The sequence below is a fragment of the Brevundimonas sp. genome, assembly GCF_035627475.1.
In the GTDB taxonomy this organism is placed as follows: domain Bacteria; phylum Pseudomonadota; class Alphaproteobacteria; order Caulobacterales; family Caulobacteraceae; genus Brevundimonas.
Window position 1 is genome coordinate 23,090 of sequence record NZ_DASPLR010000030.1, and the last position, 24,794, is coordinate 47,883.

The 24,794-nt window shown below is 69.6% G+C and carries 27 protein-coding genes; 11 read left to right on the forward strand and 16 right to left on the reverse strand.

The window, feature by feature from the left end:
• Positions 1-24 precede the first annotated feature (24 nt).
• The 6 genes from VEA62_RS07945 to purC all read right to left on the reverse strand — a co-directional run bounded on the left by VEA62_RS07945 (position 25) and on the right by purC (position 2,765).
• Positions 25-729, reverse strand: a complete 705-nt coding sequence (locus tag VEA62_RS07945; RefSeq protein ID WP_324820345.1) for an HD domain-containing protein — start codon at positions 727-729, stop codon at positions 25-27.
• Positions 730-754: 25 nt separating this feature from the next.
• On the reverse strand, positions 755-1,228 hold the full coding sequence (locus VEA62_RS07950; protein ID WP_324820347.1) for a YbhB/YbcL family Raf kinase inhibitor-like protein: 474 nt from the start codon (positions 1,226-1,228) through the stop codon (positions 755-757).
• 61 nt (positions 1,229-1,289) lie between these two features.
• Positions 1,290-1,640, reverse strand: a complete 351-nt coding sequence (locus tag VEA62_RS07955) for a hypothetical protein (RefSeq protein WP_324820349.1) — start codon at positions 1,638-1,640, stop codon at positions 1,290-1,292.
• Entirely contained in the window at positions 1,637-1,774 is a 138-nt protein-coding gene (locus VEA62_RS07960; protein WP_324820351.1) for a hypothetical protein, read from the reverse strand. Before VEA62_RS07960 ends, VEA62_RS07955 begins: the two co-directional genes overlap by 4 nt.
• Positions 1,771-2,007 (reverse strand): phosphoribosylformylglycinamidine synthase subunit PurS, encoded by a 237-nt coding sequence (gene purS / locus VEA62_RS07965; protein WP_324820353.1) that lies wholly within the window; start codon positions 2,005-2,007, stop codon positions 1,771-1,773. The genes VEA62_RS07960 and purS overlap by 4 nt, the downstream gene beginning before the upstream one ends.
• A complete protein-coding gene (gene purC / locus VEA62_RS07970) occupies positions 2,007-2,765 on the reverse strand; it encodes a phosphoribosylaminoimidazolesuccinocarboxamide synthase (protein WP_324820588.1) in 759 nt (252 codons plus the stop codon). Before purC ends, purS begins: the two co-directional genes overlap by 1 nt.
• 250 nt (positions 2,766-3,015) lie before the next feature.
• On the opposite strand from purC, the gene VEA62_RS07975 reads away from it, so the two are divergent.
• Positions 3,016-3,339, forward strand: a complete 324-nt coding sequence (locus tag VEA62_RS07975; protein ID WP_324820354.1) for a DUF1476 domain-containing protein — start codon at positions 3,016-3,018, stop codon at positions 3,337-3,339.
• A 128-nt stretch (positions 3,340-3,467) separates the two neighbouring features.
• Here VEA62_RS07975 and VEA62_RS07980 read toward each other — a convergent pair whose 3' ends face one another.
• From VEA62_RS07980 to purB, 3 genes are all read right to left on the reverse strand, one after another.
• Positions 3,468-4,049, reverse strand: a complete 582-nt coding sequence (locus tag VEA62_RS07980) for a fasciclin domain-containing protein (protein ID WP_324820356.1) — start codon at positions 4,047-4,049, stop codon at positions 3,468-3,470.
• A gap of 112 nt (positions 4,050-4,161) precedes the next feature.
• On the reverse strand, positions 4,162-4,653 hold the full coding sequence (locus tag VEA62_RS07985) for a DNA-deoxyinosine glycosylase (RefSeq protein ID WP_324820358.1): 492 nt from the start codon (positions 4,651-4,653) through the stop codon (positions 4,162-4,164).
• A gap of 4 nt (positions 4,654-4,657) precedes the next feature.
• A complete protein-coding gene (gene purB / locus VEA62_RS07990; protein WP_324820360.1) occupies positions 4,658-5,965 on the reverse strand; it encodes an adenylosuccinate lyase in 1,308 nt (435 codons plus the stop codon).
• Positions 5,966-6,105: 140 nt separating this feature from the next.
• Here purB and VEA62_RS07995 point away from each other — a divergent pair, with 140 nt between their 5' ends.
• Positions 6,106-7,284, forward strand: a complete 1,179-nt coding sequence (locus VEA62_RS07995) for a hypothetical protein (RefSeq protein ID WP_324820362.1) — start codon at positions 6,106-6,108, stop codon at positions 7,282-7,284.
• A gap of 52 nt (positions 7,285-7,336) precedes the next feature.
• Complete coding sequence (locus tag VEA62_RS08000; protein WP_324820364.1) at positions 7,337-7,981, forward strand: glutathione S-transferase; 645 nt, start codon at positions 7,337-7,339, stop codon at positions 7,979-7,981.
• A 190-nt stretch (positions 7,982-8,171) separates the two neighbouring features.
• Here VEA62_RS08000 and VEA62_RS08005 read toward each other — a convergent pair whose 3' ends face one another.
• Together VEA62_RS08005 and VEA62_RS08010 are read right to left on the reverse strand one after the other, a co-directional pair.
• Positions 8,172-9,734 (reverse strand): lytic transglycosylase domain-containing protein, encoded by a 1,563-nt coding sequence (locus VEA62_RS08005; RefSeq protein WP_324820365.1) that lies wholly within the window; start codon positions 9,732-9,734, stop codon positions 8,172-8,174.
• A 263-nt stretch (positions 9,735-9,997) separates the two neighbouring features.
• A complete protein-coding gene (locus VEA62_RS08010; RefSeq protein WP_324820367.1) occupies positions 9,998-10,792 on the reverse strand; it encodes a uracil-DNA glycosylase in 795 nt (264 codons plus the stop codon).
• A gap of 201 nt (positions 10,793-10,993) precedes the next feature.
• Between VEA62_RS08010 and VEA62_RS08015 the strand changes: the two genes are divergently transcribed.
• The 5 genes from VEA62_RS08015 (at position 10,994) to VEA62_RS08035 (ending at position 17,255) form a co-directional block, all read left to right on the forward strand.
• Complete coding sequence (locus VEA62_RS08015; protein ID WP_324820590.1) at positions 10,994-12,649, forward strand: electron transfer flavoprotein-ubiquinone oxidoreductase; 1,656 nt, start codon at positions 10,994-10,996, stop codon at positions 12,647-12,649.
• A 69-nt stretch (positions 12,650-12,718) separates the two neighbouring features.
• Positions 12,719-14,530, forward strand: a complete 1,812-nt coding sequence (locus tag VEA62_RS08020) for a tetratricopeptide repeat protein (protein WP_324820369.1) — start codon at positions 12,719-12,721, stop codon at positions 14,528-14,530.
• A gap of 3 nt (positions 14,531-14,533) precedes the next feature.
• Complete coding sequence (locus VEA62_RS08025; RefSeq protein ID WP_324820371.1) at positions 14,534-15,400, forward strand: 4-(cytidine 5'-diphospho)-2-C-methyl-D-erythritol kinase; 867 nt, start codon at positions 14,534-14,536, stop codon at positions 15,398-15,400.
• 215 nt (positions 15,401-15,615) lie between these two features.
• Entirely contained in the window at positions 15,616-16,221 is a 606-nt protein-coding gene (locus tag VEA62_RS08030; protein ID WP_324820373.1) for a fasciclin domain-containing protein, read from the forward strand.
• Positions 16,222-16,331: 110 nt separating this feature from the next.
• Entirely contained in the window at positions 16,332-17,255 is a 924-nt protein-coding gene (locus VEA62_RS08035; RefSeq protein ID WP_324820375.1) for a hypothetical protein, read from the forward strand.
• A gap of 187 nt (positions 17,256-17,442) precedes the next feature.
• On the opposite strand, the gene VEA62_RS08040 is transcribed toward VEA62_RS08035, so the two are convergent.
• The gene (locus VEA62_RS08040) at positions 17,443-18,180 is read right to left on the reverse strand and encodes a polysaccharide deacetylase family protein (RefSeq protein ID WP_324820377.1); all 738 of its coding nucleotides are present in this window, start codon (positions 18,178-18,180) and stop codon (positions 17,443-17,445) included.
• Positions 18,181-18,290: 110 nt separating this feature from the next.
• On the opposite strand from VEA62_RS08040, the gene VEA62_RS08045 reads away from it, so the two are divergent.
• The 3 genes from VEA62_RS08045 (at position 18,291) to glyS (ending at position 21,798) form a co-directional block, all read left to right on the forward strand.
• Positions 18,291-19,190 carry a glycine--tRNA ligase subunit alpha gene (locus VEA62_RS08045; RefSeq protein WP_324820379.1) on the forward strand — a complete coding sequence of 300 codons (900 nt, stop codon included), beginning with the start codon at positions 18,291-18,293 and terminating at the stop codon, positions 19,188-19,190.
• 104 nt (positions 19,191-19,294) lie between these two features.
• Positions 19,295-19,744 (forward strand): endonuclease domain-containing protein, encoded by a 450-nt coding sequence (locus VEA62_RS08050; RefSeq protein ID WP_324820381.1) that lies wholly within the window; start codon positions 19,295-19,297, stop codon positions 19,742-19,744.
• Positions 19,744-21,798 carry a glycine--tRNA ligase subunit beta gene (gene glyS / locus VEA62_RS08055; RefSeq protein WP_324820383.1) on the forward strand — a complete coding sequence of 685 codons (2,055 nt, stop codon included), beginning with the start codon at positions 19,744-19,746 and terminating at the stop codon, positions 21,796-21,798. The genes VEA62_RS08050 and glyS overlap by 1 nt, the downstream gene beginning before the upstream one ends.
• Positions 21,799-21,969: 171 nt before the next feature.
• On the opposite strand, the gene VEA62_RS08060 is transcribed toward glyS, so the two are convergent.
• The 4 genes from VEA62_RS08060 to bfr all read right to left on the reverse strand — a co-directional run bounded on the left by VEA62_RS08060 (position 21,970) and on the right by bfr (position 24,691).
• Positions 21,970-22,773 carry an inositol monophosphatase family protein gene (locus tag VEA62_RS08060; protein WP_324820385.1) on the reverse strand — a complete coding sequence of 268 codons (804 nt, stop codon included), beginning with the start codon at positions 22,771-22,773 and terminating at the stop codon, positions 21,970-21,972.
• 120 nt (positions 22,774-22,893) lie between these two features.
• Positions 22,894-23,460, reverse strand: a complete 567-nt coding sequence (gene efp, locus VEA62_RS08065; protein ID WP_324820387.1) for an elongation factor P — start codon at positions 23,458-23,460, stop codon at positions 22,894-22,896.
• Positions 23,461-23,613: 153 nt separating this feature from the next.
• Positions 23,614-24,144: a TspO protein gene (locus tag VEA62_RS08070; protein WP_324820389.1), complete on the reverse strand. Its 531-nt coding sequence runs from the start codon at positions 24,142-24,144 to the stop codon at positions 23,614-23,616.
• Between the two features lie 46 nt (positions 24,145-24,190).
• A complete protein-coding gene (gene bfr / locus VEA62_RS08075; RefSeq protein ID WP_324820390.1) occupies positions 24,191-24,691 on the reverse strand; it encodes a bacterioferritin in 501 nt (166 codons plus the stop codon).
• Positions 24,692-24,794 lie beyond the last annotated feature (103 nt).

Sequence of the window (24,794 nt, forward strand, 5' to 3'; positions counted from 1 at the left end):
CTTTAGCAGCGTTTGCCGCTCCTGTCAGGGTCTGGCGCCGTCCGGCGTTTCGCTTCGCACCGTGGCGAGGAATTCGGTCATCGCCGCCACGCGCGGCTCGGCCATCCGGCGAGCCGCGGCGGTCTTCAGGCGCGGTGGGATGTCGACGGCGAATCGCTCGATCCGCCCCAACGCCTGATCGTAGTCCGGCCGGTCGCCCGTCGCCGCCAGCAACCGGGCGGCCCCGAGGGCGCCAAGGAAGTCCAGCGCATCGGCGTCGTGAATGGCGAGCGCCTCGGGGCCTTCCGGCTCCTTGTCGTACATATGGCCCAGGATGGCGGCGCGGACGGCCGGAAATTTCTCCATCGGAAATCCCGCCTCCGTCAGGAACGGCTCGGCCAGTTGCACCGAGCGCACGGCGTGGTCCACGCCGGCGACGGCGAACGGTTCGATCCCGCCCCAGTCGTGCAGAAAGGCGGCGGCGAACATCACATCGGGGTCGACCGTCAGCCCCTCGGCCTGCGCCACCGCCATCCCGAACAGATAGTCGCGTTCCGAATGCCGCCAGCCCCAGCTTGGGTGCCGGAAATGCTCATGCGCCTGGGCGTAGACGGCGCGCCGCCATGCGCTGTCCATGGGAATGCCCGCGGGCGTCGCCGTCGCGGCCGCCGGGGCGTCCTGCGTCCCCGCCGCACTCGCTGTAGCCAGAAGCAGCGCGCCCGCCGCGATCGCCTTGACGATGGTTCTCATGCCGCCCCCCCAGAATGGAATTCGCTCAGCCCTTGTTCTCGTAAACGCCCGTGATCGAGGCCTTCGCCAGCGTATGGAAATGCAGGTTGAAGCCGAACACCGCGCCGGAATTGTCGGGCGTTACGTCCAGCTTTTCCGTGTCCACGGCGAAGACGGTGAAGATGTAGCGGTGCGGCCCGTGCCCCGGCGGCGGCGCGGCCCCGCCGAAGCCTGTCTCGCCGAAGTCGGTCCGCCCCTGCACCGCGCCCGCCGGCATGCCGCGGCCCGAGGCGCCGGCGGCCAGCTCGGTCACATCCGCCGGAATATTGGCCACGATCCAATGCCAGAAGCCGGAGCCCGTGGGCGCGTCCGGATCGAAACAGGTGACCGCGTAGCTCTTCGTCCCCTCCGGCGCGCCCGACCATTTCAGATGCGGGGAGGTGTTGCCGCCGGCGTAGACCTGCGCCTCCGGCAGCACGCCGCCGTCGGTGATGTCGTTGGAGGTGAGGGTGAAGGTCATGGCGGGTTCTCCTGCTGGCCTCGACCCTAACGCACGAGCGTGGAGGCCGTCATCATTCGGCTCAGCCCGGATCGACTTCTCGCAAATGACCACCAGAGACGCCGTAGGTGGCGTTCAGGTCCAACACGCGATGTCCAATGATCTCGCGGGCGGCGAGAGACACGACGATCACGAGCAGGGCATTGAAGCGACCGGTTCCGATCAGAATCTGGTCGTATCGGTTGAGGGCGTCGCGATAGACGTAATGCACGTCGTTGAGATGAGGCAGGCCGAGTTCATCGAGATCCAGCGAATCCACGTATGGCCAGATATCGACGATGGCCTCCGCGGATTCCGTGATGTCCCGCATTGGAGGGGCGAAGAACGCGTGAAACTCCGCCTCGGTCAGGTGCTTTCCGGCGGGACCCGTCATCCCCCGTGCGCCGCCTGCTTCGCCGCCGGCGTGAAGGCGCTGTCGTCCATCAGCCCGCCCGCCAGCGCCGCCGCGAACACCACGCAGGCGCCGGCGATGAACAGGGCGATCAGCAGTTTGACGACGCGGCTCACGCCACCTCGATGCGGTAGCTTTCGATCACGGTGTTGGCCAACAGGGTCTCGCACATCCGCTTCGCCTCGGCGGCCGGATCGGCGGCGCCATCGAGGTCGAACTCGATCAGCTTGCCGACGCGGGCGTTGGCCACGCCGGCCCAGCCCAGACCATGCAGGGCGCCCTCGACGGCCTTGCCCTGCACGTCCAGCACGCCCGGCTTCAGGAAGACGTGAACCTTGACCCTCGCCATCAGTGCAGTCCCCCCTGAATCACGGTCGGCATGTCCTTCATTATGCCGAGGCGGCGGGCCACCTCGGTGTAGCTTTCGATGACGTTGCCCAGATCGCGGCGGAAGCGGTCCTTGTCCAGCTTCTCGCCCGTGGTGCTGTCCCACAGGCGGCACGAATCGGGGCTGATCTCGTCGGCCAGAATCACGCGCGAGAAGTCGTTCTCCCAGATCCGGCCGAACTCGATCTTGAAGTCGACCAGGGTGATGCCGACGGCGCCGAACATGCCCGACAGATAGTCGTTGACCCGCACCGTCATGGCCAGGATGTCGTCCAGCTCCTGGGTCGAGGCCCAGTTGAAGGCGGTGATGTGCTCCTCGGTGACCATCGGGTCGTTGAGCTCGTCCTTCTTGTAGTAGAACTCGATGATCGAGCGGGGCAGGGGCGTGCCCTCGTCGATGCCCAGCCGCTGGCTCATCGAGCCGGCGACGATGTTGCGGCACACGACCTCCAGCGGGATGATCTCGACCTCGCGGATCAGCTGCTCGCGCAGGTTCAGCCGCTTGATGAAATGGTTGGTCACGCCGATGCCGTTCAGGCGCGACATGACGAATTCGCTGATCCGGTTGTTGATGACGCCCTTGCCTTCGAGGACCGCCTTCTTCTGGGCGTTGAAGGCGGTGGCGTCGTCCTTGAAATACTGGATCAGGGTGCCCGGCTCCGGTCCCTCGTACAGAATCTTGGCCTTGCCCTCGTAGAGCTTCTTGCGCTTGACGTTCATCATCACGGGTCCGGGCGGGGCTTCGCCAGAAACGAAAATCGCGCGGCCAGCACGGTGGTCTGGGCGGCGCGATCCGGAATCGGGCGGGCGGGAGAATTGGTCGGCCCTCCCTTACCGGAAGCCGGGCTGCGACACAAACGCAGGGCCGTAATGAACCGTCAGGGTTTCCGTTGCGTTCGGCTCCCGGGGAGCTATAGACCTGCTCGACCGCGGCCGCGTTTGGGCCGCCTGACGGAGCCTGCAGACGCCCATGACGACCTTCGACGATCGGGAAAAGGGCTACGAGTCCAAATTCGCCCTCGATCAGGAACAGGAATTCAAGGCGATCGCCCGGCGCAACAAGCTGCTGGGCCTGTGGGCGGCCGAGAAGATGGGCCTGTCCGCCCACAGCGCCGAGGAATACGGCCGCGCCATCGTCAAGGCCGATTTCGAACAGCCCGGCGAGGAAGACGTCTACCGCAAGATCGCCCAGGATCTGGAAGGCGCCGGCCTGACCGTCTCGGAAGGTGAAATCCGCCGCAAGATGGACGAACTGGCCTCCGTGGCCCGCGAACAGATTCGCAACGGCGAATAGGCCCTCCCATCACCTGACCGAGAAAGGCCGCAACCTTTCGGCTGCGGCCCTTCAGGACGGATCGATCGGGGGCGATCCGCCGCCGGCGCGGTGTGGGGGAGGGCGGCGCCGGGGTTCCTTGCCGCCGGTCAGCCAGGCGGCTCCGCGACCGTGTCGACGGCGTGGATCACCCCGTTCGAAGCGATCACCTCGGGCTTGCTTACCCGTGACACCCCGCCCGCGGCGTCCGTCAGTTCGATCGAACCGGCCGCGTTGACCCGCGCCGTCAGCACCCCGCCCTGCATCGTGGTCAGGGCCAGCGATCCGCCGCCCGTCTGGACCCGTTGCACAAGGCTGGCCGCGTCGAGCCGGCCGGGCACGACGTGATAGGTCAGCAGCCGACGCAGATCGGACCGGCCCTCCGGCGTGGTCAGGAAGTCCCGCCGCGCCGCCGGCACCTTCTCGAAAGCCGCGTTGGTCGGGGCGAACAGGGTGTAGGGGCCGTCCCCGTCCAGCGTGGCGGCGATGCCGGCGGTCTGCAGGGCGCTGACCAGAGTGGTCAGGTCGGCGTCCCGCTGCGCCGTCGTCAGCACCGTGCCGGCCGCCGTCGTCCGGGCCGCGGGGGCGGGGGCGGGGGCCTCTTCGGCCCGCTCCGAAACCTGTCGGTCGCAGGCCGCCAGCGTCAGCGCCACGGCGCTCAGCGCGGTCAGCACAGGACGGGTCGACAGCATGGCGCAGCCCCTCTGGCGCCGCCCTCCCGGCAGCTCCACGGGAATAGGACCCGGGACGCGATTTGGATGCGTCAGCGCGGAATTTTTCCGTAATCGGGGGTTGGCGGGAGAGCTATCGGACCCACCGGCCCAGGACCGCCCACGCCGCCGCCTTCTCGCCGAACGCTCGGGCGTGCGCGGGGCTGGAGGAGGGGAGGTCGATCAGGACCGTATCCGTGGCTTCGGCCAGCACCGCCCGGCCCAGCTTCGCCGCTGATCCACCGTTGAAGGCCACGGCGCGCAGCCTCGGGAGCGTCCGCACCAGGCCGCGAAGGTCCGCCGCCTCGGGCCGCCGGATGGCCGCGTCCAGGCTGCCGGGCCGCTCGGCGCTGGCGATGACGTCCCACAGGCCGACGCCGGCCTCGCGCAACGCCGACAGCCGCGCCTCATACGGCAGGGCGGCCAGATCGCGCCCGATCACGCCACCGATCAGCCGCCAGAAGGCGTTCTGCGGATGGCCGTAGTACTGGCCCGCCCTCAGCGAGGCGTCGCCGGGCAGGCTGCCGAGGATCAGCAGCCGCGTGTCGGCGTCAGCGACCGGATCGAAGGCCCGCTTGCGCTCCACGGCCTCAGGCGGCGTCGGCCCCGAACACCCGCGCGAACACCGTGTCCACGTGTTTGGTGTGATAGCCGATGTCGAACAGCGCCTCGAGCTGCGCCTCCGGCAGGGTGACGCGCGCGTCGGCCTTGAGGAAGTCGAGGAAGGCCCCTTCGCCGCGCCAGACCTTCATGGCGTTCTCCTGCACGGCGGCATAGGCGTCCTCGCGGCTTACGCCCGCCTGGGTCAGGGCCAGCATGACCCGCTGGGAGTGAACCAGACCGCCCAGCAGGTTGAGGTTCTTCTCCATATTGGCCGGATAGACGTTCAGCCGCTCGACCACCCCGGCCAGACGGTGCAGGGCGAAGTCCAGATGGATGGTCGCGTCCGGCCCGATGCCGCGCTCCACCGAGGAATGGCTGATGTCGCGCTCGTGCCAGAGGGCGACGTTCTCCATCGCCGGCGTCACCGCCGAGCGCACCAGACGGGCGAGGCCGGTCAGGTTCTCGGTCAGGATCGGATTGCGCTTGTGCGGCATGGCCGACGAGCCCTTCTGGCCCTTGTCGAAGAACTCTTCGGCCTCCAGCACCTCGGTGCGCTGCAGATGGCGGATCTCGATGGCCAGGCGCTCGACGGAGGAGGCGACCACGCCCAGGGCCGCGAAGAAGGCGGCGTGGCGGTCTCGCGGGATCACCTGGGTCGAGACCGGCTCGACCTGCAGGCCCATCTTCCCGGCCACATAGGCCTCGACCGCCGGATCGACGTTGGCGAAGGTCCCGACCGCGCCGGAGATGGCGCAGGTGGCGATCTCTTCCTTCGCCGTCAGCAGGCGGCGCTTCGCCCGCTGGAACTCGGCGTGATAGCCGGCCAGCTTGAGGCCGAAGGTGATGGGCTCGGCGTGAATGCCGTGGCTGCGACCGACGCACGGCGTGAATTTGTGCTCCTTGGCCCGCGTCTCCAGCGCCGCCAGCACGCGGTCGACGCCCTCGACAAGCAGGTCGGAGACCCGCGCCAGCTGCACGGCGAAACAGGTGTCCAGCACGTCGGACGAGGTCATGCCCTGGTGCAGGAAGCGGGCGTCGTCGCCGACGATCTCGGCCACATGGGTCAGGAAGGCTATGACGTCGTGCTTGGTCGTCCGTTCGATCTCGTCGATGCGGTCGGCGTCGAACGTCGCATCCTTGCCCCTGGTCCAGATCGCCTCGGCGGCCTCGGTCGGGATCACGCCCAGCTCGGCCATCTTCGTGGCGGCGTGCGCCTCGATCTCGAACCAGATCCGGTATTTGGTCTCCTGCGACCAGATATCGACGGCGGCGGGGCGGGAATAGCGCGTGATCATGGGCGGCGTTAGGCCGCGTGGGGCGCGCAACGTCAAGCGGGCGATGAGATGTCGATCAAAGTAACGCTGTTATCTGTCAAGCTTCCCGTCTAGGCTTGGCCTTCGGGGACGCGACATCAGAAATCATGAAGGGGCGGATCATGCGGCGAACCATTCAGGCGGCGCTCGCCCTTGTCCTGGCGCTCGGATCAGGCGGGCAGGCGCTGGCCCAGCGGGCGCCGTCCGCAAGGCCCCAACAGGTGACGCCCGCGCCGGCGGCGCCGGTCCGGCCCAGCCCCCGCACGCGTACGCCGGTCGAGCCGCAGACCCAGACGATCGCCCCGGGCGCACTCAATATGATGGCCATGACGGGGTGGACGCCGATCACATCGGACCCGATCCAGGGCGGCGTTTCCGTCGTTCCGGTCGACGGGCAATGGCGGCTGGTCGCCCGGGGGGCGGACGACCGCCTGCGGATCGCCACGGTCAATTCCGCCAACCTGCCGGCGTCCATAGCCTCGGGCGGCTGGTTCGTGACGGACGTCGTGACGCGGTCGGAGCCGAACTGTCGCTCGGCGAGCAACGTTTCGTCCGACGCGCTGGCATGCAGCCATCTGGGCGACGGCGGCGCCGCGGGCCTGGTTTTCCTGAAGGTCGGCTATAACAACCTGTACCAGGTGATGCAGGCGTTCAACCTCGGAGGCCAGGGGGCCGGCTTCCGGCCCACCCTGCTTGCCGGTCCGCTCCATGTGGAGGGCGCGGAATCCGCCGCCGGAGCCGCGGTGGGGTCCCGGACGATCCGCTTCGAGTTGCTCGTCTGGGACGGAAACCTGCGGTCGTTCCGGCTGTTGCGGCATACGCGCGAGATCGGGCCGATTCCGCTGGGGCAGTATGTTCCCAACTACGGGGCGCCCGTGAGGCTCAGCCCGAACGTTCCTGATCAGTGGACGGCAATGGCCCTGGCCTATCCGACCCCGTTCGGCTGCTCCGCCAATGCACGCTGCGCGATCGGCGGCCTGAACGGCGCCGTCCGCATCGTCAACATCACGGCAGGCGAGGGCGCCGAAGGCTTCGCCCAGGCCCCGGCCCAGCAGTCTGTCCTGCCGCCCGTGCCGGGCGGGCTCAGCCGAAATGTCGCCCCCGAACTGGTGGGCTCGCAGGTCGTGGTTCGCAATGCGGCCGGTCGCATCTATCGCGCGGCGTTCGGCGCGGGCGCCTGGCAGGACGAGGGAGGCTCGGCGCGGGACGGTTCAGGCATTTCCTGCGTCGAACGCCAGGGCGGGCCCGTGTGCTTCATCCAGGGCTCTGACGGGCGCATCTACTGGCGCGTGATGAGCTGACCGGGGGCCGCCGTCTCGACGAAGACGGATTCTGGCGGCTATTAGGCAACTTATGGAACTGATCATCGGACCGCGCCTGTATTCCACCTGGTCGCTGCGGCCATGGCTGGTGCTGAAGCGCTGCAAGGCCGACTTCACGGTGCGCGAGATCGACATCTATTCGCCCGGGGGACAGGCCGAGCTGGAGCGTATCTCGCCTTCCCGCCTCGTGCCCCTGCTCAGGGTCGAGGGCGAGACGATCTGGGACTCCATGGCCATTTCGGTGTGGTGCGCCGAGCGGTATCCGGAAGCGAAGCTGTGGCCCGCCGACGCCCATGCCCGTTGGCTGGCGCGGTCGGCGGCGTGCGAGATGCACGGCGGCTTCATGGGGCTGCGCACCGACTGCGGCATGGGCCCGGACCACACCATGGTCGGCCCCGACCGCTCGCCCCCGCCGAAGGGCGAGGCCGTGGAGCGCGACATCCGCCGCATCGTCAGTCTGTGGAAGGAGATGCGCCGCCGCTTCGGCGAGGGCGGGCCCTACCTGTTCGGAGAATGGTCCGTGCCGGACGCCTTCTTCACGCCCGTGGCCACGCGCTTCCGCCATTTCCAGATCGACCTTGCGGCCTATGGCGACGACGGCTCGGCCGCCGCCTATCGCGACGCCCTTCTGGCCCAGCCGGATTTCCTCGAATGGTCGGCGGAAGCGCTGCGTTAACCGCGCACCGGAACGCCGCCTTAAGACAACGCCGGTATCCTTGGACCCTGAAAAGCGCACATGCGTTCAGGCTCAGCCATGTCGATGCCCGTTGAACAGCCCCAACCCCGCCGGCCCAGCCTGATGGTCTATGGGCTGTTGATCGTGATCGCCTGCTGCCTGCCGGCCCTGCTGCTCGCCGGCCTCTAGGTCAGGGCGCGCCGCTGGTCGCCGGGGCCGCGGCCACTTCCAGCGTTTGAACGGGGGCGGGCGGGACGTAATCCAGCGCCAGCGGCACCAGGGTCGCGCCCGACGCCACCGCATCGAGGGTGTTCAGCGGCCGGCCGTTGAGACGCTGATAGATCCAGTAGGCCGCGACGACCTTCTCGACATAGTCGCGGGCCTGCGGCACATCGATCGTCTCGATCAGCAGCAGCGGATCGGCGTCGTGGCCCAGCTTGCGCACCGCCGCGACCATCGGCCCGGGCCCGGCGTTGTAGGAGGCCGCGACCCTCAGCAGGTCGCCATTGATGGCCGGCATGGCCAACACCTTGTTGACATAGGCCTGCCCGAGCCGGGCGTTCACTGCGGGGTCGAACAGCCGGTCGGGCTCGGCCACGAAGACGCGGTCGTTGGCCAGTTCCGCCGCCGTGGTCGGCATCACCTGCATCAGGCCGTAGGCGCCGACGGCCGACCGCGCGCGGGCGTTGAAGTCGGTCTCCTTGCGGGCGATGGCGTAGACCAGCGACCGCTCGATGGTGAAGCCGCCGTCCGGAGCGATCTCGGGTTGGGGATAGCGGTCCGCGTCGATGCGGCGGCCGTCGTCGCTGACGCCCATGACCCGGGGACCCAGGGCGCGGCCCAGCGCCGCCCACAGCTGGCGTCCGCGGTCCGTCAGGGCCGAGCGCAGTCCCGTGCGCAGTTCGTCGCGGGCGTCCGTGCCTCGTCCGACCTCGTAATAGGCCACCGTGCGGCGGGCGCGGTCGTCGGAGCGGATGAAGGCGTTCAGTTCTTCGGCGTCGACGTCGGTCGGCTCGTCCGGCTGCCAGGAGGCGCGCTGCAGGACGGCTCCGTAGGGCGTCGGTCCCAGGTTCTCGATGGTGGGCTCCTCGCCCAGCTGGCGCAGGGCGATCTGGCCGTAGAAGGTCGCCGGCCAGGAGCCCGCCCGGCGCAGCAGCGGCTGAACACGATCCTGCTGACCGGACCGGCCCGCCGAACGCGCGGCCCAGAAGGCGGCCCCCGACCGGACCCAGCCGTCCTCGGTCGGATCATCCAGCACCCGCTCGAAGGCGCGGGTCGCCTTGCCGTATTCGCCCAGCCGGTAGCTGGCCAGGCCAACCACCCACCAGTCGCCGATCTGCTCGCCGAGCGTGACCGCGCCGGTCAGGTCGTCATGGTTCAGGGCGATCCGCGCCGCCTTGGTCGGATCGTCCGCCGAGGCGCCGCCGCCGGCGGCCACCACGCTCGACCAGGTCCGGCCGCTGACGCTGGACGGCCGTTTCGGCTCGGGCGCCCCGTCCGGACGCCGGCGCAGGGCCAGATTGTAGGCCCGCGGCGCGCAGGGCAGGTCGGAATACTCCTCCAGCCAGGCGGCCAGCTCCTCGTAGGTGGCGGAATAGTCGGCGTGGAACAGCCGCTCGAACTCGACCTGGCCCAGCAGCACCCGGTCGTTGGCCTGGCGGGCCGAGGCGCGGGCGGCCTCGAGGTCGCCGCGGCGCAGGGCGTCGAAGGCGGTGGTGTAGCTGAGACGGTCGGCCGGACTCAACGCGGACACGACGCCGCGTCGTCCGTCATCCTCGGCGTGCGAAGGCGCGGCGGCCCCCAGCGCGAGGGCGAACGCCAGAGCGGTCGTCGGCGCGAAAAACGCGCGGCGGAAAGAAATCGGCACTGAAGGCGGCCCCCCTTAGAGCGTCATGCGGATCGTCTCGACTCGATCCACCCGGCGCTGTTCGTTCGGTCGTCAGGCCAGAAAGGCGCCACGGCCCCGGCCCATGTCAAGACGTGACGCCTTTTTGGGGCGGTTTTGAGTCGATCAGATTAACGAGCTTGGCCGTCGGCGAGGCGCGCCGCCAGCGAAAGCATGTCGGCCCAGGCCTGCCGCTTGGCCATCGGCTGGCGCAGCAGGAAGGCCGGATGCAGCGTCGGCAGGGCCGGCGCCGAAACACCGCCCTCGGCCAGCCGCCACTCGCGCCACTGGCCCCTCAGCTTCAGAATGCCCTCGTCGACCCCCAGCACCGCCTTGGCCGAGGCCCCGCCGACCAGCAGCACGGCCTTCGGCTTCAGGAGGGCGAAGGCCCGCTCGACGAAGGGGGCGCAGACAGCCTGCTCCGCCGGCGTCGGGGTGCGGTTGCCCGGCGGCCGCCAGAACACGGTGTTGGTGATGAACACCCGGCCCTCAAGTCCTGCTTCGGCCAGCATCCGGTCCAGCAGCTTTCCGGCCTTGCCGACGAACGGCTGGCCGCGCTCGTCCTCCTCCGCGCCCGGCCCCTCGCCAATGACCAGCACCTCGGCCTGCGGATTGCCCCGCGCGAACACCGATTGCCGCGCCCCCAGTCCCCGCAACGGGCAGCCCTCGAACGCCGCGATCGCCTGACCCAGGGCCTCCAGCGTCTCCGCCCCCGCCGCCAGCCGCCGCGCCTCGGAGACCGCATCCCCCGTATCGACCACGGGAGTCACGGCCGCCGTCGCCTTCGCCACCGCCTTTACCGCAGGCGGCGGTTCGACGTGCGTCCGGTCGACCGGCGCGTCCCCGAAACAGGCGTCGACCCCCGCATCCCGCCAGAAGGCGAGCAGGCTTTCGGTCGCGGCGATGTCCGGGCTGTGCGGGCTCATGGGCGGGTCGGCACAGGGATAGTCCTTGACCACCCTTGCGTCACCTTCCGATAAGCGGAAAACCACAAGACCCCGACGACAACGAGGATTTCAGCCATGGCCGAGGACGCTATCGAAGGCGGCGCGACGAACGCCTGGCAGGAAGCCGTGATCGACAAGCTGCCGCTCGCCGAGGCCCTGACGGGCGTCGAGCGCGAGGTCATGGAGTATGACGTGGTCATCGTCGGCGGCGGCCCGGCGGGGCTCGCCTCGGCCATCCGCCTCAAGCAGCGCGCGGAAAAGGACGGCAAGGAGATCTCCGTCGCCGTGCTGGAGAAGTCGGCAGAGATCGGCGGCCATATCCTTTCGGGCGCGGTGATCGATCCCCGCGCCCTGAGCGAACTTTTCCCGGACTGGAAGGAACGCGGCGCCCCCCTCGAAACCGCGGTGACGAAGGACCGGTTCCTGGTCCTCGGCCCGCAGGGCGAGGCCTCCCTGCCGATGTTCCTGCTGCCGCCGCTGATGCACAACGACGGCTGCTACATCGCCTCCCTCGGCAACCTGTGCCGCTGGCTGGGCGAACAGGCCGAGGCGCTGGGTGTCGAGGTCTACCCCGGCATGGCCGCCAGCCACGTGGTCTGGGACGAGCCGAACGGCCGGGTGAAGGGCGTTGTCGCCGGCGTCTTCGGCATCGACCGCCACGGCAAGCCGACGGGCGAGTTCCAGCCCGGCATCGAGCTGCACGGCAAATACGTCTTCATCGCCGAGGGCGTGCGCGGCTCCCTGGCCAAGACCATCATGGCCCGCCACAACCTGTGCGCTGCGGCCGAACCTCAGAAATTCGGCATCGGCATCAAGGAGCTGTGGCAGGTCCCGGCGGAGAAGCACCAGCCCGGCCTGGCCCAGCACACCACCGGCTGGCCGCTCGACGAGTTCACCGGCGGCGGCAGCTTCATGTACCATTTCGGCGACCGCTACGTGGCCATCGGCTACGTCGTGCACCTGAACTACAAGAATCCGTTCCTGTCGCCGTTCGACGAGTTCCAGCGCTTCAAACACCACCCGTCCGTGGCGGAGCATCTGGAGGGCGGCACGCGCATCTCCTACGGGGCCCGCGCCATTACCGAGGGCGGCTTCCAGTCGGTGCCGAAGCTGTCGTTCCCGGGCGGCGCCCTGATCGGTTGCTCGGCGGGCTTCGTGAACGTGCCGCGCATCAAGGGCAGCCACAACGCCATGAAGACCGGCATGCTCGCCGCCGACTGCGCCTATGACGCCGTCATGGCGGGCCGGGCAGGGGACCAGCTGGTCGAATACCAGGCCGCCTACGAGAACAGCTGGGTCTACCAGGAGCTCAAACGCGTCCGCAACGCCAAGCCGCTGCTGACCCGTTTCGGCACCTCCCTGGGCGGGGCGCTCGGCCTGTTCGACATGTGGTTCCAGACCCTGTTCGGCGGCCTGTCCCTGTTCGGAACCCTGAAGCACAGGAAGACCGACGCGGCCTCGACGGAGCCGGCGTCGAAGCACAAGCCGATCGCCTATCCAAAGCCCGACGGGATGCTGTCGTTCGACAAACTGTCCTCGGTCTTCGTCTCCAACACCAATCACGCCGAGGACCAGCCGGCCCATCTGAAGCTGCTCGATCCGTCGGTCCCGATCCGGGTCAACCTGCCGAAATACGGCGAGCCCGCGCGTCTCTACTGCCCGGCCGGGGTCTATGAGGTGGTCTATGGCGACGAGACGGCGAAGACCGATCCGCGCTTCGTCATCAACGCCCAGAACTGCGTCCACTGCAAAACCTGCGACATCAAGGATCCGTCGCAGAACATCGTCTGGACGACGCCCGAGGGCGGCGGCGGTCCCAACTACCCCAACATGTGACGCGATATGTGACGGGGCCGTAAGAGAGAGGCCTTGCCGACGCCGCATAATCCGGGAAGGGTCCGGGTCATGCGCTTCACATCCCTTCGCCTGCTCCTGACCGGTTGCGCCCTGCTGGCCCTGGCGGCGCCCGCCGCGGCCCAGGACGCGCCGCCCTCCGCCCAGCCTGCGCCGGAGGGCGCGCCGGCCGTAATCGTCGAGCCGGAGCCGGACGTCGCCGCCCTTCCGGTCGAGCCGGCCGCGCCGCCGATCCCGGCGATCTGGGCCCCCGCCCCCTTCACCGCCGACGGCCAGTCAGCCTACGGCCTGTATCTGTCGGGCCGCGTCGCCAGCCTGAGGGGCGAGCGGGAAGCCGGCGCCGAACTGCTGGCTCGCAGCCAGGCCCTGACCCCGGAACAGCCGCAGCTGGGCGGCGAGGCCTTCCTCGCCAGCCTGTTCTCGGGCGACATCGACGCCGTCGTCCAGCTGGCCCCCGCCGTCGCCGACACGCCACTGTTCGCCGGCGCCGGCCGCCTGGCCGCAGTGGTCCAGGCCCTGCGCGACGGGGACGGCGAGGCGGCGCTGGGCCTGATGCGGGCCGAGCCCTTCCCCGACCCCTATGGCCCGGTGAGCAGCTACCTGCTGCCCTCGGTCGCGGCCGCGGGCGGAGACTGGGCGACGGCCCTGCAGCCGGTCACGGCGCCCACGACCCAGACGGCCGGGCTCGTGCTGCGCGACCAGAGGGCCCAGCTTCTGGAGAGCCGCCGCCGCTTCGCCGAGGCCGAGGCCGAGTACCAGACCCTGCTCGCCGCTCCGGACGGGGCGCGGCTGTTCCGCGTGCACTACGGGGCCTTCCTGGAACGCCGCGGCCGGCGCGACGAGGCGCTCGCGGTCTATGCGGCGGCGCTGGCGGGCGACACGCCCGATCCCCGGGCGCTGGCCGCCGGCCGCCGCCTGCGCGAGGGGGGGCGGGCGCCCGCCGCCCGGACGCCGCGCGAGATCGCCTCGGACGCGCTGGCTTTCGCGGCCATGGAGACCAGCCAGGTCGAGGTGCACGAACTCTCGGCCATCTACCTGCGCCTCGCCGAGGCCCTGAACCCCGAGGACACCATCACCCTGCGGCTCGGCGAGAGCCTGATCGCAGCGAAACAGCCGGCCGCCGGCCGCGCCGCCTTCGCCAGGGTCGGCGCCGCCAATCCCATCGTCTACGCCAGCGCCCAGCTTGGCCTCGGCGTCAGCCTCGCCGAGGAGGATCGCGGCGAGGAGGCCCTCGAGGCCTTCCTCCGCGCCGACGCCGCGGCGCCCGAACAGGTCGTCGTCTCGCGCCTGCTGGCCAACCAGTATTTCGACCTCGGACGCTACGAGGAGGCGCTCGCCGTCCTCAACCGCCCGACCGTCAACACGGCCGAGCAGTCGGTCGAACTGCGCTACGATCGCGGCCGGACGCTGGAGCAGCTGGGCCGCATCGATGAGGCCGAGGCGGAACTGTGGACCGCCCTGCAGATGGCTCCCCAGAACCCCGTGCTGCTGAACCACCTCGGCTATCTGTGGGTCGACAGCGGCCGCCGCGTCGATCAGGGGGCCGAGATGATCGCGCGCGCCTTCGCCGCCGATCCACGCAACGCCAACGTCCAGGACTCGCTCGGCTGGGCCCAGTACCGCCGGGGTCAGTACGAGACCGCGGTCGAGACGCTGGAACAGGCCGTGGCCAATCAGCCCGCCAACGCCGAGATCAACGACCATCTCGGCGACGCCTACTGGCAGGTCGGCCGGCGCCGCGAGGCCGGCTGGCAGTGGAACCGGGTGCTGACGCTGGAGCCGGAGCCCGAGCGCCGCGCCGAGGTCGAGCAGAAGCTGGCGACCGGCCTGCCCGGTCCGCCGACGACCGGCAGCCAGCCCTGACGCATGGCGACGCGCCCGGCCCTCGCTCCGGCCAAGGTCAACCTGTTCCTGCACGTCGGCCCGGTTGACGCCGCCGGCTACCATCCGCTCGTCAGCCTCGTCGCCTTCGCGGACGTCGGCGACCGGGTGACCGTCCAGCCGGCTGATCGTCTGTCCCTGACCGTCGGGGGCGAGTTCGCGGCCGGACTGGAGGGGCAGGGCGACAACCTGATCCTGCGGGCCTTGCGGGCGCTCGGCGAGGCGGCCGGCATCGGCGAGCCGCCACTGGCCGTGACCCTGGACAAGGAGTTGCCGATCGCGGCGGGGCTCGGCGGCGGCTCGTCCGACGCCGGGGCGGCGCTCAGGCTGGCGCGCGATGTTCTACGTCTCGACCTCGACGAGGACGCCCTGGCGGATATCGCGGCGGGGATCGGGGCCGACGGACCCATGTGCGTTTATGCCCGCTCCGCCTGGGCCGAGGGCCGGGGCGAACGCCTGACGCCGGAGCCGCGCCTGCCGCCGCTGCCCGCCGTGCTGCTCAATCCCGGCGTCGCCTCGCCGACGGGCGAGGTCTACCGCGCCTACGACGCCGGTCCCGCGGCCGCCGCCGACCGTCCGGCGCCGCCGCCGGCCTGGGACGTCGCCACGGTGATCGGCTGGCTGGCGGGGCGGCGCAACGATCTGCAGGCGCCCGCCGTCCTCCGCTCGCCCGCCATCGCCGCGGCCCTCGAGGCCGCCGGCGACCTGCCGGATGTCCGCCTGGTCCGCATGTCCGGCTCGGGCGCCACGGTCTTCGCCCTGTTCGAAACCCCGGCCGCGGCTGTCGCGGCCGGCGCGCGCCTGTCGGAAAGTCACCCCGACTGGTGGATAAGGCCGACGAATCTGGGTTAGGTGCACCGGCGCCAAGCTTTATGGCCGCATATCGTCGGTATTGTGCAGTCCATCCCTGAATCGCCTTGAGATTACCTCACGATCCCGGATGTTTCGCCGCAACTGACGTCAATATGAAAGTTAGAAAGCCGCTTCGTTTTCATCGGAGCGGATTTCATCATCACGGCCGCGCTTCCACTCTCCCTGCGGCCTCTTGACGAAGAAGAGGGATACTGATGCTTCGCACGACTCTGCTCTCAGCCGCCACCGCGGCCGCCCTGCTGGCCGCTCCGGCCGCCATCGCCCAGACCGCGCCCGCCACCGCGCCCGCGGCTCCGGCCGCCGAAGGGCCTGCTGCCCAGACGCGCGCTGCCCAAACTCCCGCCGCCGCCGGCACCGTGATCGACGTGCTGAAGGCTCGAGGGAATTTCACCACCCTGCTGCGCGCCTTCGATCAGGCCCAGCTGACCGAAACGCTGGCGACCCGTCCGGCCATCACCATCTTCGCGCCGACGGATGAAGCGTTCGCGGCCCTGCCCGAGGCCGAGCGCACCCGTCTGCTGGACCCGGCCAACGCCCAGGAACTGCGCAATCTGATGCTCTACCACATCCTCGTGACCGAGCTGACGACCGACCAGATCAAGGGCGCGCGGGGCCCGATCGCCACCGCGGGCGGCGTCGAGATCGACATCGACGGCACCGGCGAGACCATCGCCATCGACACCGCCAGGGTGACCCAGGCCGAGATCGACGCCACCAACGGCGGCGTCTTCGTCATCGACAAGGTGCTGAAGCCGGACGCCGCGCCGGCCGAGGCGGCTCCGGCCGCCGCCGGCGCCTGATACCTCTGCGGCAGCGATGAAGACGGGAGGCGGCGGGCCCCGGCCCGCCGCCTTCTTCATGCCCCCGGCCCTTTAACGGTCGGCCAACCGCTGTTGTGTATCGTCGCGCCATGGAAACCCTGACGCCCGCTCACATCGTCGCCTTCGAGGCCGTGCTGGCGAAGCTCTCGCCCGACGACCGGGCTCGTCTCCACGCGCTCAAGGACGCCGCCGCAGAGGCGGCCGCCGCCTCTGCACCGCACTGGGATTTCGACCAGCCCGGCCATCGCGCGGAGGAGGCCCTGCGCGCCGCCTTCGGGGACGCCCTGACCGACGACCACCGCCGCGCCCTCGTCGCCATCTGGGCGCTGGAGATGCCGGCGCGCGTCCCCGCCGCCGACCTCCCGCCGGCGGTGCTCGAGCTCTATCCGGAATGGATCGGCCGTCTCGCCGACTTCCTGACCGCCGCCGCCGATCCCTACGACCGCGACTTCTGGGCCAAGGACGTGCGTATCGCCCTGGTCCTCAGCGTCCCCGGCGCCCGCACCCAGATGATCGACCTGTCCTCGCCCATGGGGCCCGGACAGGTGCTGCGCCACGCCCGCGAGGGCTGGGGCTGGTCGGTGATCCCCGCCTACGCCGCCGCCCAGGCCTGGAAGCCCTGGCTGGAGGTGCATACCGAGAGCCGGGAACTGTCCGATTTCAACGAGGCCGGCTGGGACCGCGCCTGGGCCACCGCCGCCGAGATCCTGAAGCGCCGCCCCGAGATGGCGGGCATGCTGGGCTCGTCATGGTTCTATGATCCGCCGCTGGAGCAGATCAGCCCGCGCCTCGCCTATCTGCGCCTCAACCCGCTGAAGCACGGCGCCTTCATGGTCCACCAGGGCCCCGGCGACATCCACACCCGGCGCGCCGCGACCAGCTCGCCCACCCGCGCCGCCCTGATCGAAAAGGGCGAATACACAGCCCGCTCCTGGATCGTCGCCTGGCCGCGGGCGGCCCTGATCCGCTGGGCCGACGCGCGCAAGACGGTGGAGATGGCGCAGGCGGCGTAAGGCCCACCTTGTTTTCGTCATCCTCCGACAAGCCGCGAAGCGGCGCAGATCGGGGGACCCGGCGGCGCGCGCGAGCGCGAAACTGCCGAAGGCTCCAAAGCCCGATACAGAGGTGTTTCGCCGCCTCCGCGGCGCCGCTGGATCCCCCGGTCTCGCTACGCTCGCCGGAGGGTGACGAAAGAAAATGTCATCGGGTCACCACGCCCCACGCCGCCCCCACCGGCAGCACCTCCAGCCCGGCCGCCTTCGCCAGCCGCAGCACCCGGTCCAGGTCGTCCGGCGTGCAGCCATAGTCCGTCGGCCGGTCGCTGACGTCGTGGCCATAGGCCGTCAGCCAGCCACGCGTCTCCGCCGCCTCGGCCATCAGCGCCTCGAGATCGTATCCGGGCAACCGCCGGCTCTCCAGCCCGATGCTCTTGATCAGCGCCCGGTCCTCGCGCCCGGCGTTGACGCCGTCCCGCACCCCGCGCGCCAGAACGAACCGCCGCCGCACAATCCTCTTGGCCCCGACCGTGGCGTCCCCGAACGGCCAGGCGAAGGTGGTCATCCGATGCCCTTCCAGCCGCTCCGCCACCCAACCCGCATTGGCGTCGAGGCTCAGCCGCAGCGCCTCCGCATCCATCCGCAGCGCACTCGTATGCCCGAAGGTGTGGCACCCGACCTCGTGCCCGGCGGCGTGCAGCGCCTGCAGGTGCTCCACCCGGAACTGGTCGCGGTCCATGTTCACGCCGCCGCACAGGCCGGCGCAGACATAATAGGTCGCCCGGACCCCGTGCGCCGCGAGGATCGGCCCCGCCTCGGTCCAGGCTGTGGCCGGAAAGTCGTCGAAGCTCAGCGAGAACACGCCCTTCGCCGGCGCGATCTCGACCGCCTCGACGTCGAGATACCGCGCGGCCCGCCGACGCATCTGGTCGATCTGCTTCATGGCGGCTGAATACCGCGTCCGCGCTTAAGGAACCGTATGGCCTCGCCTTGCCGCAAATGGGCCGCCCGTCTAGGGTCCGCCGCCTTCTTCCCCGGACGAAACAAGCGCCTGTGACCCCCGAATCGCCGAAGACGCCGCTCGCCTTCCAGGACCTGATCCTGACCCTCCACAAATACTGGGGCGATCAGGGCTGCGCCATTCTCCAGCCCTATGACATCGAGGTCGGCGCCGGCACCCTGCACCCGGCCACCGTGCTGCGCGCGCTCGGGCCGCGCCCGTGGAAGGCCGCCTACGTCCAGCCCAGCCGCCGCCCCGGCGACGGCCGCTACGGGGAAAATCCCAATAGATTACAGCACTATTACCAATATCAGGTGATTTTGAAGCCGAACCCGGAGGATCTGCAGGCGCTGTATCTGGGGTCGCTGGCGGCGATCGGGATCGATCCGAAACTGCACGACATCCGCTTCGTCGAGGACGACTGGGAGAACCCCACCGTCGGCGCCTGGGGGCTCGGCTGGGAGGTCTGGTGCGACGGCATGGAGGTGACCCAGTTCACCTATTTCCAGGGCGTCGGCGGCATCGAGGTCGACGTCGTCTCGGGCGAGCTGACCTACGGCCTCGAGCGCCTGGCCATGTACGTCCAGGGCGTCGACAATGTTTACGACCTCAAGTTCACCAAGGAGGGCCTGACCTACGGCGAGGTCTTCCTCGAGAACGAGCGCCAGCAGTCCGAAGCGAATTTCCACGGCTACGACGTCCACGGCCTCAAGCGCCGCTTCGAGGACATGGTCGCCGAGGTCGAAAGCTTCCTCGCCATGAAGGGCCCGCAGGACCAGGCCCTGGTCCTGCCCGCCTACGACCAGGTCCTCAAGGCCTCCCACCTGTTCAACCTGATGGACGCCCGCGGCGCCATCGCCGTCGCCGAACGCCAGAGCTACATCGGCCGCATCCGCGACCTCTGTAAGGCCTGCGCCACCGAATGGGTCGAGCAGGAAAGGGCGCGCGCGTGAACCTATCGACTCCCTTCCCCTCGAGGGGGAAGGGTTGGGGATGGGGTGGCGGCAGTGGGCGTCCGGATGTGGCGCGTACGGCCTGGTCGGGAGGGACCGTCACGATGGTGGATTTCGACCGTTTCGCCGGCCCCGGCCGGATCAAGTCCGGCGGCGCTGAGCGCGGTCGTCGGCTTCGCGCCGCTCCAACCCATGCCGAGGCGAAGCTGTGGGAGCGCCTGCGGAAGCTTGAAACCCGCATTCGCCGTCAGGCGCCGATCGGGGCATATGTCGTGGACTTCGCCTGCCTGCGCGCCAAACTGGTCATCGAGGTTGACGGGGGCGTTCATGAGCGAACAGACGTGGCCCTGCGTGACCTCGAGCGCGACGGCTGGCTGAACAGTCAGGGATTCCGTGTCCTGCGCGTTCCGAATGCGCGTGTCGAACAAGACCTCCACGCGGTGGTCAGCGAGATCGAAGCCGCGATCCGCGCCTCCCTGCCCAATCTCACACAGCCTGCCTCCACCCCATCCCAACCCTTCCCCCTCGAGGGGAAGGGCTTTAGCGACTTCTGATGCCCCAACTCCTCCTCGAACTGTTCTCCGAAGAAATTCCCGCGCGGATGCAGCCCGGCGCCGCGCGCGATCTCGAACGCATGGCCGCCGACCGGCTCAAGGCGGCCGGCCTGACGTACGACGCCCTGACCACCTTCGCCGGCCCGCGCCGCCTGACCCTCGTGGTCGAGGGCCTGCCCGCCGCCACGCCGGACCGCGAGGAGGAGCTCAAGGGCCCGCGCGCCAACGCCCCGGAACAGGCGCTGGACGGCTTTCTGCGCAAGACCGGCCTGACCCGAGACCAGCTGGTCGAGCGCGACGGCGTCCTGTTCGCCGTGATCAGCAGCAAGGGCCAGCCCACCGCCGGCCTGATCCCCGACATGGTCGACCAGATCGTCCGCGGCTTCCCCTGGCCCAAGTCGATGCGCTGGGGATCCGGTAACCTGCGCTGGGTGCGCCCGCTGAAGCGCATCGTCGCCCTGTTCGACGGGGCCGTGGTGCCCTTCGACATCGACGGGGTGCAGACCGGCGACGTCACCGAAGGCCATCGCTTCCTCGGCTCAGGCCAGTCTCTGCGGGTCAAGGATTTCGCGGACTACCGAGCCCAGCTGGAGAAGAACTACGTCCTGCTCGACGTCGCCGACCGCAAGCTGCGCATCCTCGAGGCGGTGCAGACGGTCTGCCGCGACCGCGGCCTCGCCCTCGTCGACGACGACGGCCTGCTGGACGAGGTCGCCGGCCTCGCCGAATGGCCCACTCCCATCCTCGGCGACATGGACCCGCAGTTCCTCGACCTCCCGCCCGAGGTGGTCCGCCTGTCGATGAAGGTGCACCAGAAGTATTTCGCCGTCCGGAATCCGGCGAAGCACGGCCTCGCGCCCCATTTCGTCGTCGTCGCCAATGTCGAGGCCTCCGACGGCGGCAAGGCCCTCGCCGCCGGCAACAGCCGCGTGCTCTCCGCCCGCCTGAACGACGCCCGCTTCTTCTGGGACGAGGACCTCAAGACCGGCTTCGACGTCTGGAACGACAAGCTCAAGGGCGTCACCTTCCACGCCAAGCTCGGCACCCTGGCCGAGCGCGTCGAGCGCATTGCGGCGTTGGCCCGCGAGATCGCCCCGCTGGTCGGCGCGGATCCGGACGCCGCCGAACAGGCCGCCCGCCTCGCCAAGGCCGACCTCGCCTCGGGCATGGTCGGGGAGTTCCCGGAGCTGCAGGGCGTCATGGGCGGCTACTACGCCCGCGCCGCCCACGGGGACGCCATCGCCGACGCCGTCCGCGACCATTACAAGCCGCAGGGGCCCGCTGACACGGTCCCCACCGCGCCGCTGACGGTCGCCGTCGCTCTCGCCGACAAGCTCGACACCCTCGTCGGCTTCTTCGCCATCGACGAGAAGCCGACCGGCTCCAAGGACCCGTTCGCCCTGCGTCGCGCCGCGCTGGGGGTGATCCGGCTGGTGCTGGAGAACGGTGCGAGAGCACCTCTGCGTCAGATGATGACGCCCGCCGGCGTGATGATTGTTAGAGGCGCGAGGCTAAGCAGTGAGACCCAGTTCTCCAACGACCTCCTCGCCTTCTTCGCCGACCGCCTGAAGGTCCTCCTCCGCGACCAGGGCAAGCGCCACGACCTCGTCGACGCCGTCTTTGCGCTGGGCGACGACGACCTCGTCCGCATCGTGCGGCGGGTCGAGGCGCTCGACGGGTTCCTCGCCACCGACGACGGCGCCAATCTGCTGGCCGGCTACAAGCGCGCGTCCAACATCCTACGCGCCGAGGAGAAAAAGGGCCCGCTGCCCGCCGGAGAGCCCGTCGCCCTGACCGGCGCCCCGGCCGGGGAGGCCGCCCTGATCGCCGCCGCCGCCTCCGCCTCCACCGCCGTCGAGGCCGCCCTGCAGACCGAGGATTTCGCCGCCGCCATGCGCGCGCTGGCCGCCTTGCGCGCCCCGGTCGACGCCTTCTTCGACGAGGTGCTGGTCAATTCCGACGTGGCCGCGGAACGAGACAACCGCCTGAAACTGTTGGGTCAGGTCCGCGCGGTCATGGGCCGCGTCGCGGATTTCGGGATGATCGCGGGCTGAATCCTGATCCTTCTCCCCTTGCGGGAGAAGGTGGCAGCCGAAGGCTGACGGATGAGGGGTTGGCGGGATGGCGGCGCGGTTTGGCGGGGCCTGGATCTGGCGATCGCCTGTGCGACCCCTCATCCGACCTCGCTCCGCTCGGCCACCTTCTCCCGCAAGGGGAGAAGGGCTTTACCCCCGCAGCACCTTCCGCAGCTGCGGATGCAGCTCCGTGTTCGCCGCGAGGATCTGGCCGCCGGTCATGGGGTCGCCGTCCTCGTCGATGGTGGTGACGATACCGCCCGCCTCGGTGACGAACAGGATGCCCGCCGCCACGTCCCACGGCTTCAGATTGCGCTCGTAATAGGCGTCATACCGCCCCGCCGCGACCCAGGCGAAGTCCAGCGCCGCCGAGCCCAGACGGCGGATGCCGGCGACTCGCTGGCCGACCGCGTGGATGTCCTTGATGGCCTGGGCGTGGCCGGTCTTGCCGATGAACGGCAGCCCCGTGGCGATCAGGCTCTCCGACAGGTCACGCCGCCCGGCCACCCGGATGCGCTGGTCGTTCAGATAGCAGCCCTTGCCCTTTTCGGCCCAGAACAGCTCGTTCATGACCGGGTTGTAGGTCACCCCCGCGACGATCTCGGAATGGCCGTCCGGGGCGGTGCGCTGCAGCCCCACCGTGATGGCGAAATGCGGCATGGCGTGCATGAAGTTGGTGGTGCCGTCGATCGGGTCGACGATCCACATGTGCGACTTGTCGGTGCCCTCGATCAGCCCGCGCTCCTCGCCGAGGAAGCCATAGCCCGGCCGCGCCTTCATCAGCAGTTCGTACAGGGTGTCCTCGGCCTTGATGTCGGCCGCCGTGACGAAGTCGCCCGGCCCCTTGCGCGACACCTGCAGCTGGGCGACCTCGCCGAAGTCGCGCAGCATCGGCCGGGCGGTCTTGCGGACCGCGTCCATCATCACTTGCAGCAGGGCGGAGGCGAGGGCCATGGGTCAGTCCAGGAAGAAGGCAACAGGCAGCAGGCAACAGGCAGCAGGAAGAGGGCTACGCAGTGTCCGAGTGCTCGATCTCACTGTTGCCTGCTGCCTGTTGCCTGATGCCTCCCTAAATCAGTCAGCCCGACGAACGTATTCGCCGGTGGTGGTGTCGACGACGATCTTCTCGCCGACGCCCATGTACGGCGGGATCATGATGCGGACGCCGTTGTTGGCGATCGCCGGCTTGTAGGACGACGAGGCGGTCTGGCCCTTCACCGTCGGCTCGGTCTCGACCACTTCCAGCGTCACCTGGTCGGGTAGCGACAGGCCGATCGGACGGTCCTCGTGGCTCTCGATGACCACCTTCATACCCTCCTGCAGGTAGGGGATGCGGTCCTCGCCGACCCACTCCTTCTGCAGTTCGATCTGCTCGTAGTTCTCGTCGTTCATGAACACCAGGGTGTCGCCGCCGTCGTACAGGTAGCTGTAGTCCTTCTGCTCGAGGGTGACGCGTTCGACCTTGTCTTCCGACCGGAAGCGCTCGTTCAGCTTGTTGCCGGTCTCGAGGTTCTTGGCCTCGACGTTGGCGAAGGCGCCGCCCTTGCCCGGCTTGACGTGGCTGGCCTTGGTGACGACCCACAGGCCGCCGTTCACTTGCAGGACCATGCCGGGCTTGATGGTGTTGCCGTTGATCTTCATCGGTGTCTCGGAAGGATGGGAGCGCAGCCCTGACGGCGCGCGCGACGGGGCTCCCTAGAGGAAGCCGCGTCTCCCGGCAATCCTCCCCCGGGCGAAGCGTGGGGGCGGGGACCGCGCGCAGCCTGGTGGAGGGGGCGCTTTCCGCCGCGCCGGTCAGTGCACCGTCGCCTGTTCCTCGACCCGGTTCGCCATATGCACCTTGCGCCCCATCGGCGAGGCCAGCTTGCCGGCCCGGGCGTCGATCTTGCGCGCCTCGTGGGCGAAGGCCGCCGCCAGTCCCGCCGACGACATGGCCGCCGCGATCTGCATGGCGCGGCCGGCCGGGCGCAGGGCGATCCACACGGCGTTCAGCGCCTGCGCCGCCGCCCACAGCGTCATCGCCACCGTACGCTCGCGCGCCGGCGGAGCGTTCCAGACCCGGACGGCGGACAGGGTGGTGACCGAGAACACCGCCGGCAGGATCAGGCTCAGCGGCCCGCGGGGCCGCTCGGTGACCGGCGCATGGTCGTCGTGCGGCCGGTCCCGCACGGGCCCCAGGGCGCGGGTCGCGAACACGGTCGCCGCCAGCGCGAACCCGACGGTCAGGGCGACGCCGAGCGCCACATGGCGCGGATGCCGGCCCTCGGCGTTGAGGAAGTCCGTCGCCGCGTCGCGCGCGTCGTCCAGGGCGTTGTCGATGCTCATTGCCGGGCTCCCTCTCGGTCGGGAGCGGAATGGGCGGGGAGGGGGCTCAGTTCCCCGTCGCGCTCCGGTCCGGCGCGATCTCGGTCATGGCCGACTGCAGATAGTTCTGCTCGCCCAGCTGTTCGATCAGCTTGTGCTGGGCCTCGAGGAAGTCGATGTGCTCCTCGGTGTCGGCGAGGATCTCGGTCAGGATCTGGCGGCTGATGAAGTCCGAGGCCGCTTCGCACTGGGCGATGCCGGCCAGCAGGGTGTCGCGCCCGCCCAGCTCCAGCTGCAGGTCGGAGCCGAGGCATTCGATGGCGCTCTCGCCGATCTTCAGCTTGTGCAGGTCCTGCAGATTGGGCAGGCCGTCGAGGAACAGCACCCGCTTGATCAGCTTGTCGGCGTGTTTCATCTCGCCGATCGACTCTTCGTAGATGACGTTTCCGAGGTGCTTCAGCCCCCAGCTCTCGAACATCCGGGCGTGCAGAAAGTACTGGTTGACCGCCGTCAGCTCGTTGGTCAGCACCGCGTTGAGGGTGCGGATGATCGCGGGATCGCCCTTCATCGTCGTTCTTTCTTCCGCGGGGCGCCCGTCGGCCTGACGGTCTGAATCACCCGCGCCTGTGCGCCGCAATTAACACGGAAACGGCCGCTGTGCTCACCTGCGA